Source organism: Vibrio sp. 10N.286.48.C11, assembly GCF_041469805.1.
GTDB classification, from domain to species: domain Bacteria; phylum Pseudomonadota; class Gammaproteobacteria; order Enterobacterales; family Vibrionaceae; genus Vibrio; species Vibrio crassostreae_C.
In genome coordinates, this window is the sequence record NZ_JBFRLK010000072.1 from 18,314 (window position 1) to 35,776 (window position 17,463).

At 44.5% G+C, this 17,463-nt stretch carries 17 protein-coding genes; 5 read left to right on the forward strand and 12 right to left on the reverse strand.

What is annotated here, in order from left to right; genetic code table 11:
- Positions 1–16: 16 nt before the first annotated feature.
- The 5 genes from AB4209_RS17045 to ltnD all read right to left on the reverse strand — a co-directional run bounded on the left by AB4209_RS17045 (position 17) and on the right by ltnD (position 5,261).
- The gene (locus AB4209_RS17045; protein ID WP_050620404.1) at positions 17–1,471 is read right to left on the reverse strand and encodes a GntP family permease; all 1,455 of its coding nucleotides are present in this window, start codon (positions 1,469–1,471) and stop codon (positions 17–19) included.
- A 181-nt stretch (positions 1,472–1,652) separates the two neighbouring features.
- Complete coding sequence (gene otnI, locus AB4209_RS17050; protein WP_137001417.1) at positions 1,653–2,429, reverse strand: 2-oxo-tetronate isomerase; 777 nt, start codon at positions 2,427–2,429, stop codon at positions 1,653–1,655.
- Positions 2,429–3,076: an aldolase gene (locus AB4209_RS17055; protein ID WP_170967991.1), complete on the reverse strand. Its 648-nt coding sequence runs from the start codon at positions 3,074–3,076 to the stop codon at positions 2,429–2,431. Before AB4209_RS17055 ends, otnI begins: the two co-directional genes overlap by 1 nt.
- Before the next feature lie 11 nt (positions 3,077–3,087).
- A complete protein-coding gene (otnK, locus tag AB4209_RS17060; protein ID WP_137001416.1) occupies positions 3,088–4,344 on the reverse strand; it encodes a 3-oxo-tetronate kinase in 1,257 nt (418 codons plus the stop codon).
- Between the two features lie 2 nt (positions 4,345–4,346).
- Positions 4,347–5,261, reverse strand: coding sequence for an L-threonate dehydrogenase (gene ltnD / locus AB4209_RS17065; RefSeq protein WP_137001415.1), 915 nt, complete (start codon positions 5,259–5,261; stop codon positions 4,347–4,349).
- Positions 5,262–5,541: 280 nt separating this feature from the next.
- Between ltnD and AB4209_RS17070 the strand changes: the two genes are divergently transcribed.
- Together AB4209_RS17070 and AB4209_RS17075 are read left to right on the forward strand one after the other, a co-directional pair.
- Positions 5,542–6,300 carry a DeoR/GlpR family DNA-binding transcription regulator gene (locus AB4209_RS17070; protein WP_017072299.1) on the forward strand — a complete coding sequence of 253 codons (759 nt, stop codon included), beginning with the start codon at positions 5,542–5,544 and terminating at the stop codon, positions 6,298–6,300.
- Between the two features lie 180 nt (positions 6,301–6,480).
- Positions 6,481–6,942 (forward strand): hypothetical protein, encoded by a 462-nt coding sequence (locus tag AB4209_RS17075; protein WP_017069722.1) that lies wholly within the window; start codon positions 6,481–6,483, stop codon positions 6,940–6,942.
- Between the two features lie 43 nt (positions 6,943–6,985).
- On the opposite strand, the gene AB4209_RS17080 is transcribed toward AB4209_RS17075, so the two are convergent.
- From AB4209_RS17080 to AB4209_RS17095, 4 genes are all read right to left on the reverse strand, one after another.
- The gene (locus AB4209_RS17080) at positions 6,986–9,217 is read right to left on the reverse strand and encodes a hypothetical protein (protein WP_372056595.1); all 2,232 of its coding nucleotides are present in this window, start codon (positions 9,215–9,217) and stop codon (positions 6,986–6,988) included.
- 431 nt (positions 9,218–9,648) lie between these two features.
- Entirely contained in the window at positions 9,649–9,987 is a 339-nt protein-coding gene (locus tag AB4209_RS17085; RefSeq protein WP_017060926.1) for a hypothetical protein, read from the reverse strand.
- A gap of 199 nt (positions 9,988–10,186) precedes the next feature.
- The gene (locus AB4209_RS17090; protein ID WP_229648087.1) at positions 10,187–11,161 is read right to left on the reverse strand and encodes a Gfo/Idh/MocA family protein; all 975 of its coding nucleotides are present in this window, start codon (positions 11,159–11,161) and stop codon (positions 10,187–10,189) included.
- 3 nt (positions 11,162–11,164) lie between these two features.
- The gene (locus AB4209_RS17095; RefSeq protein ID WP_229648088.1) at positions 11,165–11,488 is read right to left on the reverse strand and encodes a putative quinol monooxygenase; all 324 of its coding nucleotides are present in this window, start codon (positions 11,486–11,488) and stop codon (positions 11,165–11,167) included.
- Between the two features lie 106 nt (positions 11,489–11,594).
- On the opposite strand from AB4209_RS17095, the gene AB4209_RS17100 reads away from it, so the two are divergent.
- Positions 11,595–12,452: a LysR substrate-binding domain-containing protein gene (locus tag AB4209_RS17100; RefSeq protein WP_372056597.1), complete on the forward strand. Its 858-nt coding sequence runs from the start codon at positions 11,595–11,597 to the stop codon at positions 12,450–12,452.
- 28 nt (positions 12,453–12,480) lie between these two features.
- On the opposite strand, the gene AB4209_RS17105 is transcribed toward AB4209_RS17100, so the two are convergent.
- From AB4209_RS17105 to AB4209_RS17115, 3 genes are all read right to left on the reverse strand, one after another.
- Entirely contained in the window at positions 12,481–13,689 is a 1,209-nt protein-coding gene (locus AB4209_RS17105) for a winged helix-turn-helix domain-containing protein (RefSeq protein ID WP_372056599.1), read from the reverse strand.
- 34 nt (positions 13,690–13,723) lie between these two features.
- Positions 13,724–14,371, reverse strand: coding sequence for a DsbA family oxidoreductase (locus AB4209_RS17110; RefSeq protein WP_372056601.1), 648 nt, complete (start codon positions 14,369–14,371; stop codon positions 13,724–13,726).
- 180 nt (positions 14,372–14,551) lie between these two features.
- Positions 14,552–15,349, reverse strand: coding sequence for a Cof-type HAD-IIB family hydrolase (locus AB4209_RS17115; protein ID WP_017069716.1), 798 nt, complete (start codon positions 15,347–15,349; stop codon positions 14,552–14,554).
- 262 nt (positions 15,350–15,611) lie between these two features.
- On the opposite strand from AB4209_RS17115, the gene AB4209_RS17120 reads away from it, so the two are divergent.
- Together AB4209_RS17120 and AB4209_RS17125 are read left to right on the forward strand one after the other, a co-directional pair.
- Positions 15,612–16,775, forward strand: a complete 1,164-nt coding sequence (locus tag AB4209_RS17120) for a glycosyltransferase family 2 protein (RefSeq protein ID WP_017064013.1) — start codon at positions 15,612–15,614, stop codon at positions 16,773–16,775.
- A complete protein-coding gene (locus tag AB4209_RS17125; RefSeq protein WP_065583761.1) occupies positions 16,772–17,434 on the forward strand; it encodes an START domain-containing protein in 663 nt (220 codons plus the stop codon). The genes AB4209_RS17120 and AB4209_RS17125 overlap by 4 nt, the downstream gene beginning before the upstream one ends.
- The last annotated feature ends 29 nt before the right edge of the window (positions 17,435–17,463 follow it).

Genomic DNA, 17,463 nt, shown 5'->3' on the forward strand with positions numbered 1-17,463 from the left:
ATAAAGGTAAGTCGTATTAGTTAGTAACGGCTGTCTTTACTTGTGATTTCTCTTTGCTTTTTAGCCAAACGAATACAGCACCTAGAACCGCAATTGGAATCAGTGGGTCGATCAACGTACCGCCTTTACCAAACACTAAGTTTAGAATCATGATGATGCTTGCACCAATCGCCCATGCGATAGTTGAAGACACAGACCAGATCTTAATTTGGTCAGCAAGTTCAGTAATACCTAACGTACGGTTGATGATGTGGAAGTATGAATCGTTCAAATGAGAGAAGCCAACCGGACCTACCGCACATGCAAGTGCTACGAATACTGGGTCTAGACCTAACGTTTCAACCAATGGCAGCGTCATCGTTGCTGCAACCATCATTGATGCCGTTGCTGAACCTTGGATTAGACGAAGCATTGAAGCAATTGCTAGTGGTACAAGTAGAGGTGGAATACCGCTGCTCGCGATAGCTTCGGCTACTTGAGGGCCAGCACCTGATGCTTTAAGTACTGCACCCATTGCGCCACCACAGCCAGTTACCACAAGAATTAGACCTGTAGTAGACAGAGCATCATCCATAGAGCTAACCATGTCTTTGCGCTCAATATGACGAGTAAGACCGTATAGCGCCATAAGAACACCGATACCAACAGCAACCACTGGGTTACCAATCAACGAAATAACGTTGTGCATTGCAGTGTCACCTTGACCAACAAGCGTGTTGATTAGGATGAATGCGATTGGCAGCAGAATTGGACCGAATGATAAAAAGTTACTTGGTAGCTCTCTGTCATCTGTTTCTTTTACTTTCTCAAGGTTTGCCCAATCAGCTTGGTTAGTAATCCATGTCTCTCCGTTTGGTACGCGGTAGTACTCATTACCTACTCGGCGAATATAAATCATAGAAAGAAGCATCATAGGGATAGAAACCATCAAACCCCATAACATGTATTCACCTAGGTCTACACCCAGAATTCCAGCCACAGCAACTGGACCCGGTGTTGGTGGCACAAGTGCGTGAGTGATAAGCAAGCCAAGCGCTAGAGTTACACCAAGGCCAACCGCTGACTTACCCGTATCACGTGAAATTGCGCGAACAAGAGAATGCAAAATGATGTACGCAGAGTCACAGAAAACTGGGATAGCGACAAGCACCCCTGTAAAACCTAGTGCTAAGTCTTCACGACCTTTACCACACAGCTTTACAAACGTTTTTGCCATTCGAACAGCGGCTCCAGATCGTTCGAAACACGCGCCCATGATAACGCCGAATGCGATGATCAAACCAATGCCACCAAGCACGCCACCAAAACCAGCTTTAATTGCATCAATCAACTCTGTTGGCGCCATACCCGCAAAAAGACCCATGATGATACTTGCAATAACCATAGCAAGTGCGACTGGGATTCTCGTTTTAATGATCATACCCATCATGGCTAAGATGCCAATTACGATGCCTATCAGTGCTCCATCCATTTTTATATTCCTTTTGTCTCTTTGCTTCATTTTTATGAAAATTGTAGGGTGGTGCATATAGGTGATATCGGGATCACCTATTGCACTTTATCGTTATGTGTTGGCTTACCTGTAAGCCGTGTTATCTAAATCAGTTCTTTACTTTTATGGTTCGTTACATATAAACGGCATTCACACCGCGCTATAAATAACTTTTTACCCAGCTAAGCCCCTCTTCTGTCGTGCCTCTTGGGTTATATTCACAACCAATCCAACCTAGGTAACCTGAATCATCCAGAACATTAAATAGATGTGGGTAATTCAGTTCGCCTTCCGATGGTTCATGCCTTTCTGGTACAGAAGCAATTTGGATATGACCGGTATAAGCAGCCACTTCACGAATCAAAGTACTTAAATCACCATCCATGATTTGCGCGTGATAAAGGTCGAGTTGCAGCTTCACATTTGGCCTATCGACTAACTTAATAAGTTCAACAGCGTCACGTTGGTGAGCAACGAAATAATTAGGAACATCACGGCTATTTAGCGGTTCAATCATCAATTCGATGTTATGCTCAGCAAACTTATCTGCGGCAAAACGAATATTTGAGATAAAGGTTTCAACGTGTTGCTGCCTCGTGAAATTCGCATCATGTAGACCCGACATCGCGTGAACTTTCTTGCAGTTCAGCGCTTTAGCGTACATAAGTGCCGTATCAACGCTGGCTTTAAACTCTTCTTCACGGCCAGGAATCGCTGCGAAGCCTCGTTCACCTGCGTCCCAATCACCCGGAGGCATGTTGAACAGCGCCTGTTCAAAGCCAAATTTTTGCATTTTTTCGGCAAGCTCTTCGGCCTCAAATGCATAAGGGAATAGGTATTCAACTGCTTTGAAACCGACTTGATGTGCTTTTTCAAAGCGATCTAAAAATGGTACTTCTGTGAATAACATCGTTAAGTTTGCTGCGAACTTAGCCATTATTTGCCTCTCCCTTTTAAATCCATAACTTCTTCGTCCGTTAGGTAACGGATATCATTCCCTTTCAATAAGAATGCTAATTTGGCGGTCTCTTCTAGCTCTTCAGCGTTATCAACGGCATCAACAAAGTCAGTGCCTGTTACTACTGGGCCGTGGTTTGCTAACAAAAATGCTCGATAATCACCTGCTCGTTTTGCCAACTCTTCAGCGATTTGCGGGTCACCCGGACGTAGGTAAGGAATGACTGGTAACTCGCCAATTCGCATCACGAAATACGGTGTGAAAGCCTTAATCGCGTTGTTACGATCCAACCCTTCAAGGCAAGATAGTGCAGTTAGGTATGTAGAGTGCAGGTGTACAATCGCATTGCACTCCGCATTATTTCTATAAATCGCTAGGTGGAATGCCGCTTCTTTAGAAGGCTTCTTACCTGAGATGTGGTTGCCATCGATATCAACAACCGACAATTCTTCAGCCACAAGACGGCCAAATGAAGAGCCTGTTGGTGTTGCTAGAAAATACCCATTAGGTAATTTGATAGACAGGTTACCTGCACCACCAGTGGCGTAACCTCGTTCAAACATTGAACGAGCGAGCGTGACCATTTGCTCTCTTAACTGCTGCTCGTTCATCAAAACTTTACTCATTTGAATCTCGCTTATGAAAAGAATGATTGAGCTTTAGCGAAGAAGTTTTCATCACCAAAATTGCCCGATTTTAGCGCTAGTGATAACTCACCTTCGACCGATTTAACCCAAGGCACACCTGGTGCAATTTGAGGACCAATATGAAAACCTTTCACAGCTAGGCTTTGCGTCACGACGCCTGATGTTTCACCACCAGCAACGATGAAGTTTTTCACGCCATGTTGTTGTAGTTTGATAGCGAGTTGACTAAAAAATTGTTCAACTGCGTGGCTTGAAGCTTGTGCGCCGTACTCTTCTTGAATTGCTTTTAGTGCGGCAGCATCTGCGGTTGCATAAACCAAAGGAGCAAACTCGCCTTGGTTATTGGTCATCACCCAATCGAACACTTCATTGGCGTATTGATCATTGGTTAAGCAAGCCTTCACATCGATAGCAAAGTGAGGAGCAAGCTGCTTGTATACCGCAACTTGTTGGTTAGTCATCACTGAACAAGAACCAGAGAACACAACGGTTGGTGCTTTGACTGGGCTACCGGCATGTTTTGCATCACTTTGGTCAGCAAGATGTTCTGTCCAGTTTTTAGCGATACCAGCAGCTAGGCCTGAACCACCTGTGATTAGTTTCAAAGATTTAGCCGCTTGACCTAGCGTCACCAAGTGATCTGCATTAAATGCGTCTACCACGGCGTAGCGACTACCTTGAGCTTTGAGTTCGTTAAAACGAGCGGTAACCGCATCAGCGCCCTGTTCAATCGTTTGAAAGTTAACTAAACCGGAAACACCTTCTGATTGTGCGTCCATCATTCGAACCACACTTGAATCCGTCATTGGTGTAACAGGGTGATTACGCATACCTGAATCACTGAGCAACTCATCAAAAACAAACAAGTGACCGTTGTAAACCGTGCGACCATTTACTGGCAATGCAGGGCAAACCATAGTGAAAGATTCTCCAAGTTCAGCCAAAAGTGCATCTGTTACGGGACCAATATTGCCCTCAGCGGTACTGTCGAACGTTGAGCAGTATTTAAAGTAAAACTGTTGGCAGCCTTGATATTGAAGCCATTTAAGCGCAGTAACCGAATCCGTCACCGCTTGGTCAGCTGGGCAAGAGCGAGATTTAAGGCTGATCACCACAGCATCTGCTGATGTGTCAAACTCTCCCGTTGGAATCCCATTCAATTGAACAGTGCGCATACCGTTTTCAACCAAGAAACCAGCAATGTCTGTAGCACCTGTAAAGTCGTCTGCAATAACACCTAATAACATGATTATTTCTCCGCCTTTGATGTGTTTACACCCGGTAGGTCAATACCTTGGAAGACTTTTATCACTGCACTGTCGTCTTCTTGACCAAATCCAGCATTACTCGCGCTAACGAACATGTTCAGTGCTGCACTTGATAATGGGAGTGGGAATTTCAGGTCTTGAGCGGTATCTGATACCAAGTTCAAATCCTTCACAAAGATATCAACCATAGATTTTGGAGAGTAATCACCATCGACTACGTGCTTCATGCGGTTCTCGAACATCCAAGAGTTGCCCGCTGCATTCGTAACAACGTCGTACATCAAATCAAGCGGAATGTTTGCGCGTGCGGCTAGTGCCATCGCTTCAGCGCCCGCAGCAATATGAACACCTGCTAGTAACTGGTGGATAATCTTAACGGTCGCACCAAGGCCAATGGTCTCACCGATGTTGTAGACTTTAGCTGCAGTTGCATCAAGTACCGGAGCCAGTACTTCAAATGTGGTCACCGCACCTGAAGCCATAATCGTCATTTCGCCCGCTTCTGCTTTTACTGCACCGCCGGACACTGGCGCATCCAGCATCACAAGATCATGTTCAGCAAGCTGAGCTTCGATTTGTTTCGCGTCTTCTGCTGAGATCGTTGCCGAGACCATAACTGGCGTGTTAGGTCTTAGTGCCGCCGCAAGACCAGTCTTAAACAGTACCGTGTTAACTTGAGCTGCATTCACAACCAATACCAAAACTGAATCAAGTTTGTCGGCAAACTCAACCGCGCTTGTAGAGACCGCTTTTGCGCCATATTCACCCAAGGTTTCAAGCGCTTGCGGATTCAAATCGAAACCATATACATCAAGGCCTGCACGGACGCATGACTTCGCTGCGCCCATGCCCATAGAACCTAAACCGATAACACCAACAGATTGAACTTCATTCATAGCAAGATGCCTTTCACGTAATTATTTAATTCTAGATTTGTTAATTCTTGTTTATGTTTGTGATTATATGTGAAGCAATCGAATGCGACTTAGTGATAAGTCACACTTTTAACAAAAGTTAACACACCTGAGTAATTTAACCCTTTAGAGGCATTAGGTAAGGGTAATTTCGGCAGCAATCACAGTTCTAATTGCTATTTCACAACAGATATTCACAGATATTCACAAAACAGCTAAAGATTGATAGGATGATGAAAAATAAGAACATAGAAGAAGAATCATGATTCCAGCGGAACGTCAGAGAACTATTTTGTCACTATTATCACACCAAGAAGTGATCAGTATTTCTGAGCTTGTTGAGCACTTAGAGGTGTCTCATATGACCATTCGTCGAGATATCGTAAAGCTAGAGACATCAGGGAAAGTGATTTCAGTTTCGGGTGGCGTTCAGCTGACTAAAGCACTTCACAGCGAATTGTCACACGACATCAAGGTAGAACAGCAAGCAAGCGAAAAAGCTCAAATAGGTCAACTAGCTGCTCAATTGGTTCCTGAGTATTCGACTATCTACTTAGACGCTGGAACAACCTCTTTGGAGATCGCTCACCAACTTGCAGGGCGAGATGATCTGCTTATCATCACCAATGACTTCGCGATTGCCGCATACCTAATGAACAGCACACAATCTGAGATTTACCATACTGGTGGCAAGATTGACCGTGAAAATCAATCGAGTATTGGGGGAAAAGTAGCTGAGTTCTTGGCAGGGATGAATATTGATATTGCGTTTATCTCTTCTTCATCTTGGAATCTAAAAGGGCTCTCGACACCTTGTGAAAATAAGGTATTAGTCAAACAAGCCATTGTTCAAGCAGCTCATTCAAACTATCTGATTTCAGACTCAACCAAATACGGACGTATCGCTACTTTCCACGCCTTAGATTTAAGTGCGCTTGATGGCGTGATCACCGACATTGATCTTTCGAGTAGTGTGATTGATGAGCTTCAAGACAAAGGCATCAAGGTCATTAATTCGTAACGGATCCCTCATCAAATTTCAGGCTCACCAACCAAACATTCAGAGCCTGAATACCACAACTCCAAAATCATCTATTTATCCACTCGATAAAAATAATTCTTACAATTAAGCGTGTTTATTCGTTAATAATATTGTTACTCAACGGCATAATAGTCATGAATCCATTCAAAGAGTTAGGTTATGTTCTACAAGCGTCTTTTGGTATTGGCTTTACCGCTTACTTTTGTGTTTTCCACCCATGCTGAAACGTTTGGTGAACGAATGGCGCGCATCGAACAAGAGAATGTACTGGCGAAAACCATGAGTGAAGAACAAGTTGAATTGATACAAAAAGTCGTACAGACCAACCACTGCGCTAAAGTGGCGTTAACCCATCACCAACGCATTTTGGGCCAATATAAGGTTGAGACATCTTCTTCTGAGTTATTCGTAAAATGGCGTCAACTCGGTAAGCAGTTAGACGCTCAATACGAGATGGATTACCCCGGCTACCCTAAGCACGCTTTTCAAGAATATCCTGCGGCTTCAGGCAAAGTCGATGGCTACCTTTTTGCTCTAATCGACAATGGTTTAAACGAGCAATCGTGGATCGCCAAAGAATTTAAGCAGTGTAAAAAGAATAAGCTCATATCCCGAACCTAAGCTCTAGTCTGCTCTGGTTCGAGAGTGCTCACTCGCATTAGTTCTAATAAAGTAAGAACAGCCCTTCATAACCGCCAATTTCTATTTCACTCACATAGTCACCAACGTTACCGTTAGCATCAACAGGTTTCATTGGAACATCCAGCGCGATGGTGAGTTTTGCCGCGTCATAAAAGCTCGGATTCTTACCGTGGAAATCCGTGCGATACAACACACGACCATTGCTGAACTCTCTCGCTAACACCATGTCCTCAGGGCCACCAGCAACCACCTGATTTTCAGATTGATACATAAAGTACGTGAACGTCGGTAGAACGTGAGTGATACCATTGGGCAGATCAGCATGCACCATTTCGTTCATCGAGGAATCGCCAACGATGGTGTAGTCAGCAGGCTGAGGTGTCGTTGTCGAAAGCATCAAAGGAATCGGCGCAAAGCCATGTGGGATTTGATGACTCGGCTCTCCCAAGTCAACGGCCAATAACGAACTGGGTTGGTAGGCGATGTTTTTAGGGACACCACTTTGCCAGAAAGTGTCAGCCGTCGTATTGCCACTTCCATAGACGTAACCATTGTTCCACTGATTAAAGTAGCTATGTTGAGCGTGTCGATTGAGGTGGTAGATCGCTAGGGTCGAGTATTGGTCTTGCTTCCAATTATCTTCACTATTTCCAAGATACTGAACTCGCCCATAACGCGTTGTCGCCTGAAAAATAACACTTTGCCCATTGTAGGCGAGCGCAGAATTATCCCAGAATTTTGAGATCCCCGAGTAACCACTAAACCCAGTAGACGGAAAAATGTAGTGCTCGCGTAAATACAGAGAGCCCGCCTCGCTAAGATGAGACTGTCCATTTCGACCCAGTAAGTTCGCGGTTCCGATATTCAACCCAATCGACGCATCACTTTCTAAAGCAGAAAGATTTTTGAGAAACGCTGAAAATTGTTGCTTGTAGAGATCATCCGCTTGATTCGAACCCGCAACAGCTCCTAACTCTTGAACATGCCCGCCAGAGTGAACATAGAACTGGTTCGAGCCAATGAGTTTATTTGTGTCGTCGTTGTACGCACCATTCAAACCTTGTCTTGCCCAGCTTTGCTTGTAGTAGCGATGAATAGCAGATAGATAATCCGCGTTTGCGACGTTCGTTAGCGACCAAGATGAGTTAGCGCTCCACATTCGACCAAATGGCACAACTCTTGATTCCCAACGAAAACGTGCTGTCGCGTTCTTATTGGTTCGATTTCGATACTCGCTTGGCGACAAGTAGTTATCACCATCTAGATCTGCAGACACATCAAAACCACGGATTTTTCGCCATTGGCTGATAGCATTGCCGTCCGGGGTTGAAGTCGGAGCATCGGTTAACTTGACGGTTGGAAAACTGTTTTTGAGTTTTACTTCTTTTAAACGCGGCCTGTCGTCGGCATTCTCACTTTGCCAACGAACTCTCACAACGTATAAGCGCCCACCATCTCTCAAAAAGGTTGAACCAAAATACTGGCCGCCGCCATAACTCGCACCGCTCCCATCATGAGTTGTAGCTCTTAACCAGTTATCCGGAAGGTTCCAGATCACCGATTGGTTTTTGGTCATATTGAGCGTTTTGTCTTTCTTTACATCAAGCCTTTCCCATTGTAAAACCCTACCCTGAGAATCAATAGCAGTTGGGTATTCAATCCAAAATTCACCGCTGCCAGCAAACTGTGAGAACTTAAAGGTCAGCCGTTCGAACTGTTCAGCATGATAGACATACAAAGCCCCACCCTGTTCGAAATTCTCAAACACATCGGCATCCCACGGAGGCTCTTGATACAACCAAAAACCAGCATGGTCTTCACTGGCTGTATAACCCAAGATCATAGGTTTTCGGTTTAAAAGGGTCTTTTCGCCATGAGTTTTATCAACTTCGGCAATGACAGTATCTTCAGAAAAGTGCAGGAAATAGTCTTCGAAATTGAGGCCTTCTAACTCAGCTTGGTTACGGAGATCGTTCTCCAACCAACCCGAGTTCATCGCCATGACTTGGTTGTACATATAACCAATTGTCGTGGCCCGCTCATTGTCGGCTTTGTCGGCATAAGCTCCGAACACAATATCACTGTTGGAAATTTCCCAATCAATGACGGCATTCGTAGATAGTGGGGAGCCCAAAAGATCAACACCAACTTCATGTTGCCCTGGCAGCACAACCGCTGTACCAACAGCAAAAGCGTAACCAGCGATTAAACATGACGGTATGAGTGCCAGCAGCCCAGAAATGTAGGTTTTCATGATTCAAATTTCCTAATCGATACTGTCATGCCTTAAATCACAAGACGAAAAGTCAGCCAACTTACGTGTCAATTTAGGAATCAAAATACGAAAAAAGTATCGACTACATGGCTCTATTGTTCAAGTGCTCGTCTGTCTTGTTTCATCGGTGGCAAGTAAAACGAGCAAATGCCGATTCAAAATCAATGCATTAAGGAAAATATAAGTTTTTGTGATTTTAATTTTATTTGGAAACCAAGTATCTCCGGCTAACGAGAAATCAGCTCAGATTTTCTCAAAATGAGAATAATACGGTTTGGAAGATGAGAAGTTATCAGAGCCTAGAACTCAGAATAGGACTTGGATTTGCTGTATCGAATCTCAGTTTGAGCGCCACACTATTGAAACTCAATTTGGATAGGCTGTCTAAACAAGAACGATGACAACGCTCCTTAAAGCCTCTTGTTCCACTTCCCTTGATGGTCGCGATCGCAATTTTCTTGCGTATCGTAGCTAACATGCTTATCGATATTCTTCAGTTGAATTCCAACTTGATTGAACGCTTGTTGAATAGCCCCTGAGACACTCTGTTGACCTTCGCCACTTAAGAAGTTCGTTCTATCCTGATTGGTATCGAATACACAGACAATTTTCAAACTTTGCGGAAAAGAGGAAAAGTTGACCGAGTGAGTCACCCACAAAAAACCATCGAAGCCTTTCAGCGTGTCTTCACAAACGTCAGTTAACACGTCTCTGATTTGATTCTCGATTTTCTTATCTGATTTACGCATGCGGCAAAGGTCCTATTTAACACCTTAAAAAATAAGGTTTTTCGGTCAGTTTCGTACTACCTGATATTGGACACTGTGGCGGTTTCAAATGCAAAGTATTTATTGGGGAGAGTCGACTGGAAGATATAGAGGAAACGCCTCATGTTTGATAGCTTACGAGGCGATCAAACATGAGACGAGTATAGAATTTACTAAAACATTAGCTCGCCGCTTGTTCCCAATCAGTTAATAACTTCATGATTACGCGAGAGTCTTGGTGGGTTGCCATTGGCGCAGCAAGTTGTGTATCACCTTGCTCAACCGCTTGGCGGATATTGCGCACTTGATAATGGAAACCATCACCTTGCGCTTCGACTTTCACTTCACGTGTCGACGTTTCATAGATCTCTACCGTAAACGTGTTTTCTGCCGTCGGTAGCCATGGATTAGTATCTAGCGTGATACAGCCTTTGCTGCCTAGGATCGTAAAACCATGCTTTAAACCGTGGTCTTCAGCAGTGTGGATTTGTGCGGTAAAACGGTCGTTGAAATGCATCATCGCCGACGATTCACAGATATTGCCATCTTCGCCTCGTCGACCGATTGCTGAGATCTGCACGTCATCGAACACGCTCTCACCAAATTGCTGCTGCGCAACAGAGTGAATCAGCGACATTGGGTAACAGCCAAGGTTGTATAGCGCGCCTTTGCTCGCAGGATTCACGAACTGATCAATCGCCGCAACGTAGGAACCTTGAATTGAACGCACTTCGCCAATCTCACCAGTTGCCAGTTCTTGATGAAGCTTGGTGATAAGTGGATGGTTTAAATACATCAAACCTTCAGCAAAGAATACGCCCGCTTCTTTCACGGCTAGTAAAGCTTGCTCGGTTTTTTCCATATCTACCGACAAAGACTTCTCACACAAGATCGCTTTGCCTTTTTGAGCCGCTTTAATCACATACTCATGATGAACGTGGTTTGGTAGAGCAATGTAGATAATGTCGACCGACTCATCTTCAATCAAGGCTTCATAGTTGTTGAAGGTTCGTGTTGGCTGGTATTGGGCAGCAAACTCATTGAGTGTTTTCTCTGTGCGTCCAGCAACAGCATACAGCTCACTTTGAGCATCGCCTTTAATCGCATCCGCCATTACGCCTGAGATAAAGCTGGTTCCTAGGATTCCCCATTTCATGTCTTAGATCTCCTGCTCTTGTGCTTTGATAGGCCCACGTTGCGTTTCGAATGCTTGAACCAACTCGGTAATATCACGCTCAATAAACGCTTGGGTATGAGGCATCACAAAGTGCTGATTGATCGCCTCGCGGTTTACGTATTGCTCAAGCAAGATCACACGATCGCTTTGGCTTTGATCATAGGTTGCAATTGCTTGTAGGCAGCCCGGTTCGCTTTGCATGTCTAAACAAAACTGTTCGATAGCTTCGAGCGCAGCTGCTCGTTCTATGTTGGTTTTGATCTTAAGTTCGGCAGTAACAAAGATAGTTTCATTCGTTTGAGGCATTGCACACTCTTATTTTAGTTAATTATCGGTTTGCCATTAATATAATTAACCCCTAATAATTGATAAACTCACCTTTTGTTTATTGTTTATCAACCAAGAGTGTTCAATGGATAAGTTAACCAGCATGAAAGTCTTCGTCTATGTGGTGGAACAAGGTAGCTTTCGCAGCGCCGCAAACCACTTCAACCTGTCGGCGACCATGATAAGCAAACATGTCCATTCCTTAGAAGCCAGTTTGAAGTCTCAGCTGATCCACCGCACCACGCGTAAGCAATCGTTAACCGATTCAGGACAACTTTACTATCGTGAGTGTAAGCGAATTCTCGAAGACATCAGCAATGCAGAGAACCTGATTCAAACCTTGGAAAATCAACCACAAGGCACGGTAAAAATAAACTGCCCTGTCACCTATGGAAACAAGGTACTCGCCCCTATCGTAGCTAAGTTTCTCGCGCATCACCCAACCATTAACGTTGAGCTGATGTTGAATAATGACCTTGTTGATCCTTATTCATCTGACATTGACCTGATTGTGCGAATTGGTGACCTATCCGATTCAAGCTTGGTCGCAAGGTATTTAGGGGATTATGAGATGTGTTACTGCGCGGCGCCCGCTTACCTAAACCAACATGCTGAAATCAGAGTATTGGAAGACTTGGCGCAGCACCCATCGCTTGGATTCAGTTACAGCAGCCAAGCTCCTCACGCCACACCGAATAAAGAACGTGTGCGCTTGATGTCGAATAATGGTGATGTGTTGCGGTATGCCGCCCTGCAGGGTGTGGGCGTGTTGTTGCAACCGACTATCTTAGTCGCAGAAGAGATTGAACGTGGAGCGCTGTTGGAAATCCTACCCGGCATGGCGCCGTTACCAAAGCCGATTCACTTGCTCTACAAAACCAAGCAACTGTCGTTGAAGAACAGAACCTTTGTCGAGTTCTTGTTAGCTGCGTTTGCTGAGTAACTAAGCGCTTTCTAAACAACAAAGACCGCTAGACTGTTTGCCATTGGCTCATCAAGCGCTTGCCAAGATCAGAGGGCGTGGTGTTATGGACGATCATCTCATCACATTGGTTGAACACCATGAAGTGTTTTAGTTCATCGCATAAAGCATGAACCAACAACTCATGGTTTTTAATTCGCTCTTCCACAACCAAGTTACGGATATTGAGCAAACCACTCTTCCTGTCGACCTTGCAATCCATTCGTGCCACCAGCTCACCTTGCCACAGAATCGGTAAGCTAAAATAACCAAACTGACGCTTGGCCTCTGGAACATAGCATTCTAGGAGGTAATCAAAGTTGAACAATGATTGCATTCGCTTTCGTTGAATCAGCAGGTTATCAAACGGAGACAGTATCTTAAGCTTGGTTCTGGAAAGAGGTTGATTCAGCAGTTCAAAAGCACCTGGCAGGACATAGTAATCAGAGCCTTGAATATCTACTTTCAGAACCTGCTTATCTTCAAGCATCTGTTGGAGTGCTCTCTGAATCAAAGGCTTTGTGTTCTTGAGTAGGTAGCTCATTTCCGACGCTATTCCAACTCCGTTAGCCTCTAAATAACGTGTTATCAGATGCTCGATGTACTCTTGTTCTGTCGGCTCAGAGGTATCAATTCCGCTCGGTAAAACTCGCTCGGTTAGGTCATACACCTTATGAAAGCTAACTCGGCTTGGCACCATTAAGTCGCCTTGCATGAACAATGTTTCTAATGCTTGCTTGGCCGGTTTACCGCCCCAACCGCCGGGGTTTGGCCTATCCCCTTCAAAATCTTTCGCCATCAACGGCCCTTCATTCTCAATACGTTTGAGAACATGAGCCATCAGTGCGTCATTCTTTTTATACCAATGCTTGAGCTTACCGCTCGCAAAGCCATTCTTGCGGTGTAGGCTGAATCGGAAGTCACGCATGGGTAAATACGCGGCGGCATGCGACCAATACTCAAATACTTCTCGACGCTCTAACAGCTTATCAAGATGGTTCAGTTGGTAATCTTGATTGCGATTCCAAAGCGTGTGGTGGTGAGCTCGCTGAATCACAGAGATGGTATCAATTTGCACATAGCCAAGGTTTTCAATCGCAGACAACGTGTTCGCCAAAGCGCCCCCATTACGTTGCTTCTTTGGGGGTAGCTTCTTAGGTGGCAATTTTTGTGAAAGCAGTACCATTTTTTGCGCTTGAGCGAGTGACAATGATTCCATGTAATTCAGACTCTAATTGATACCAATGATCCGTTTATGATTCGGCAATAAGCTCTTGAAGAATCTGCTTGTAGGTTTCTACCGTCTGCGCGCCCGTTACTGCACTCTTACGATTGAACACCACAGTAGGAACCGCAGAGATCCCCATGCGTTGCCATTCAAACTCTTGCGCTTCAATTTGCTTCAAGTTGTCGGTGTTCTTTAGGCGCTTCAGTGCCTTCGTTGAGTTTAGCCCAACCGATTCAAGCTCTTGTGCCATGACTTCAAGGTCAGACAGGTCTTTCTGCTCTGTGAAGTGAGCAGTAAAAAAGCGTAGCTTTAACTCAGTCTGTTTACCGTGCGCTAGTGCAAAATCGAGAAGCACATGCAGGTGTCGTGAATTGACCATTCTCATGTTGTCATAGAAGTTAAAATCGAAACCGACCGCTTTGCCACGAGCCGCAAGCTGTTCACGTGAACGCTGGCTCTCTTCTGCGCTAGAACCGTATTTTCTCATGATATGGTCACGCAGGTTTTCGCCCTCTTGCGGCATATCTGGATTCAACTCAAACGGCTGCCATTCAAGTTCAATCTGGTCTTCTAAACCAAGTTCCGCAACAGCTTGCTCTAAGTTTTTGTAACCGAGCACGCACCATGGGCACATCACGTCAGAAATAATATCAAGTTGAAGTTTCTTGCTCATCGTCATTCCAAATATCGTTGCTAAGGCGTATTCAATTCAAAGTGAATACCCATCTTTCTGATTAGATTACAACAAGCTGAACACTCGTTCAAATTTAACTCGATATCCCAGTAGCCAACAAAAAAGCCAACTCCTATTACCGAGTTGGCTTTGATAAAAATCGGATTGAGCTTAACCGCGTTACGCTAGCAGTTTCTCTAGCACTTGGAACACACCTGCATCGACGTTACTTGGCGCGCCAAAACGAGCGATCTCTTTCAGCTTTGGGTGTGCGTTTTCCATTGCGTAAGAGTGGTAGCTCTCTTTAAGCATTTCCAAGTCATTTAGGTAATCACCAAAACTCATGGTCTGCTCATAAGTGAAGCCGAGTGTGTTTTGTAGATGTTTAATCGCCGCACCTTTTGACGCTTCAGCGTTCATCACATCTAACCAAATTTTTGCGCTTACAACCACTTGGTAGTTCTCACCGAATTTGGCATCAATAGTTGGGTTCACTTTCTCTTGTGAACCGTCGAAGTGACAGATAGCCACCTTGATGAAATCGTCTTCTACCGCCAGTAAGTCTTCTACTTGCTCACGGCGATGGTAGTACTTAGAGATCTCCGCCAGAGCACGCTCATCTTTGGTTTCGATGTATGCCGATTTCTTACCGCATAGCACCACATGCGCGCCTTCAATAGCTCGAGCTTCTTTAATGATCTCTTTAATGGCATCAGTATCAAGCAAGCAGCTGTAAAGTTCTTGGCCTTTGTGCATCACTAATGTGCCGTTTTCAGCAATAAACATCATGCGATCTTTAAGCGGGGAAAATGTTTCTAGCAAGCTGTAATACTGGCGGCCAGACGCGGCAGCAAAAATAATATCTTGCGCTTCTAAGCGCTCATAAAGATTGAAAAACTCAGGGTCGAGCTTTCCATGCTCATCGAGTAAGGTGCCATCCATATCAGTCGCGATAAATTTGATATTTTGTTGGGGCATGTCGGGCGTACCTATTATTGGATTATGATCATTCGTTATCTTGAGTAACGGTTCTGGGTTCGATTATATCGCTAGAGTCGCTGGTGAATACAATGCTTATTTTACCGCCTGTCAGTCACTGTTTCACATCTTTCCAAGGCAAACGCTAACAGAAGCGCATTCCAGTTTGAAGGGTTAAGTCCTACATACAAGATGTGCGCTAGGTCACACTCCACTATATTCTTTCCTGTCTCTCCATCACTTTATTCCGACCACAGTCATTATGATTTTAGCTATTATTACGACCTTGCTTTGCATCGTTACCGTCAAGTTTCTAATTACACTTGCGAACTTAGAGCGCCATCGTATTCACATTGAACCTAAAATATCGTTCAAAAGAACTGAGTGGCCGACTGTTTCCGTCATTATTCCTGCGCGAAATGAAGAAGACAATATTGAAATCAGCCTTGGCTCTCTATTGAAGCAGAGCTACCCAAAAGACAAGTTTGAAGTCATTGTTGTTGATGACTTTTCTACTGACTCAACCCGTGCAAAAGTAGAAGCATTGATCAGTAAGTTCGACGTTAACGCGCGCTGTATTTCAGGTAGAACGTTACCGACCGGATGGCTTGGTAAGAGCAATGCATGTATGGCTGGCGCACTCAACGCGAGCGGTGAATATGTGTATTTCATTGATGCAGATACCGATTCAGCACCCGCGATGCTACAGAGCGTTATCGACTTTGCTATCCAACAAAAAACTGATCTCTTATCGTTTAATCCAAAACAAACTTTTGCGTCTGTGGCAGAAAAAGCGACCTTGCCGGGCATCTTTCTATCGATCGCATCTTATATGAACTTTAAAAACTCGAACGACATGACTAAGGAAGAAGCGATTGCTAACGGTCAGGCGATGTTGTTTACCCGAAAATCCTACGACGCAGTCGGTGGACACGCCGCAGTAGCAAACGCGATATCGGAAGACATCGCCTTTGCAAAAGTCATGAAGGTCAATGGATTTAAGATTTTCTGGGCATTTGCAGACAAACTAATGAGTACGCACATGTATTCAGACTTCAACTCAATCTGGGCTGGCTTTTCCAAAAACATGAATCTTATTGTGAATTGTCAATCGCAAGCACAAGCTTTAAAAGTCTTCATCAAAGCCAACATCATCGCATGGGCGGGACCGCTTTTGATGCTTGTATCGGCGAACGCCTTCATCAGTGACATGTCTGCCATTCATGCTTATTCGCTCATTGTCAGCTCTGTGATGCTCTTGGTGTCGATCGTCACCTACTTCATTTTGGTTAAGGAACTGTTTGTTCCCGCAAAATTTGCGTTAACCGTACCCTTCGGTATTTGTGTTCAAAGCCTACTCGTGCTGAACAGTTACCGCTTATCTAAAACCAATAAAATCAGCTGGAAAGGGCGCTCATTAACATGATGAATAAGATTATTACTTTGCTTCTTCTTGCTTGTTCAGTTTCGGTGTTTGCATCAGACACCGATGGCTGGTCACTGGCACGCGATAAAAAAGGCATCGAGGTTTATAACCGTAAAATTGAAGGCAGTCACTTTAAAGAATTTCGAGCAGAAGGCGACATCAACGCGTCCCTCACTTCTATTATCGCACTCTTTATCGATACCTCTGTTGGCACGCAATGGGTAGAAAACATCGATGACATGGAAGAAATAGAGCATTTTAGTGCGGCGCACACGATCACCAAAACCTATACCAAGGCACCTTGGCCAGTTGCCGATCGAGAAGCTATCGTAGAGAACGTCATCACTCAAGATCCAGAGACGATGGTTGTCACCATTGATCAGCATGGTAGGCCTGATTACCTGCCAAACAATAATAAAAAAATCATCAGAGTGGCTGAATTAGAGGCGAGTTGGATCCTGACACCAATCGACGAAAACACCACCCATATCTCTTATCGAGTATTGAGTGATCCAGGTGGCGATATTCCGTATTGGCTCATTAACATGGTGGCCGTTTCTCAGCCTTACAACACGCTTCGCGGGTTATCTAAGATGTTGGATTCTGGTGAGTACACCGATCGTCGCCTTGATTTCATCGAGAACTACACGTCACTTTAACAATGCAATGAATACTCTAGAGGTCTATA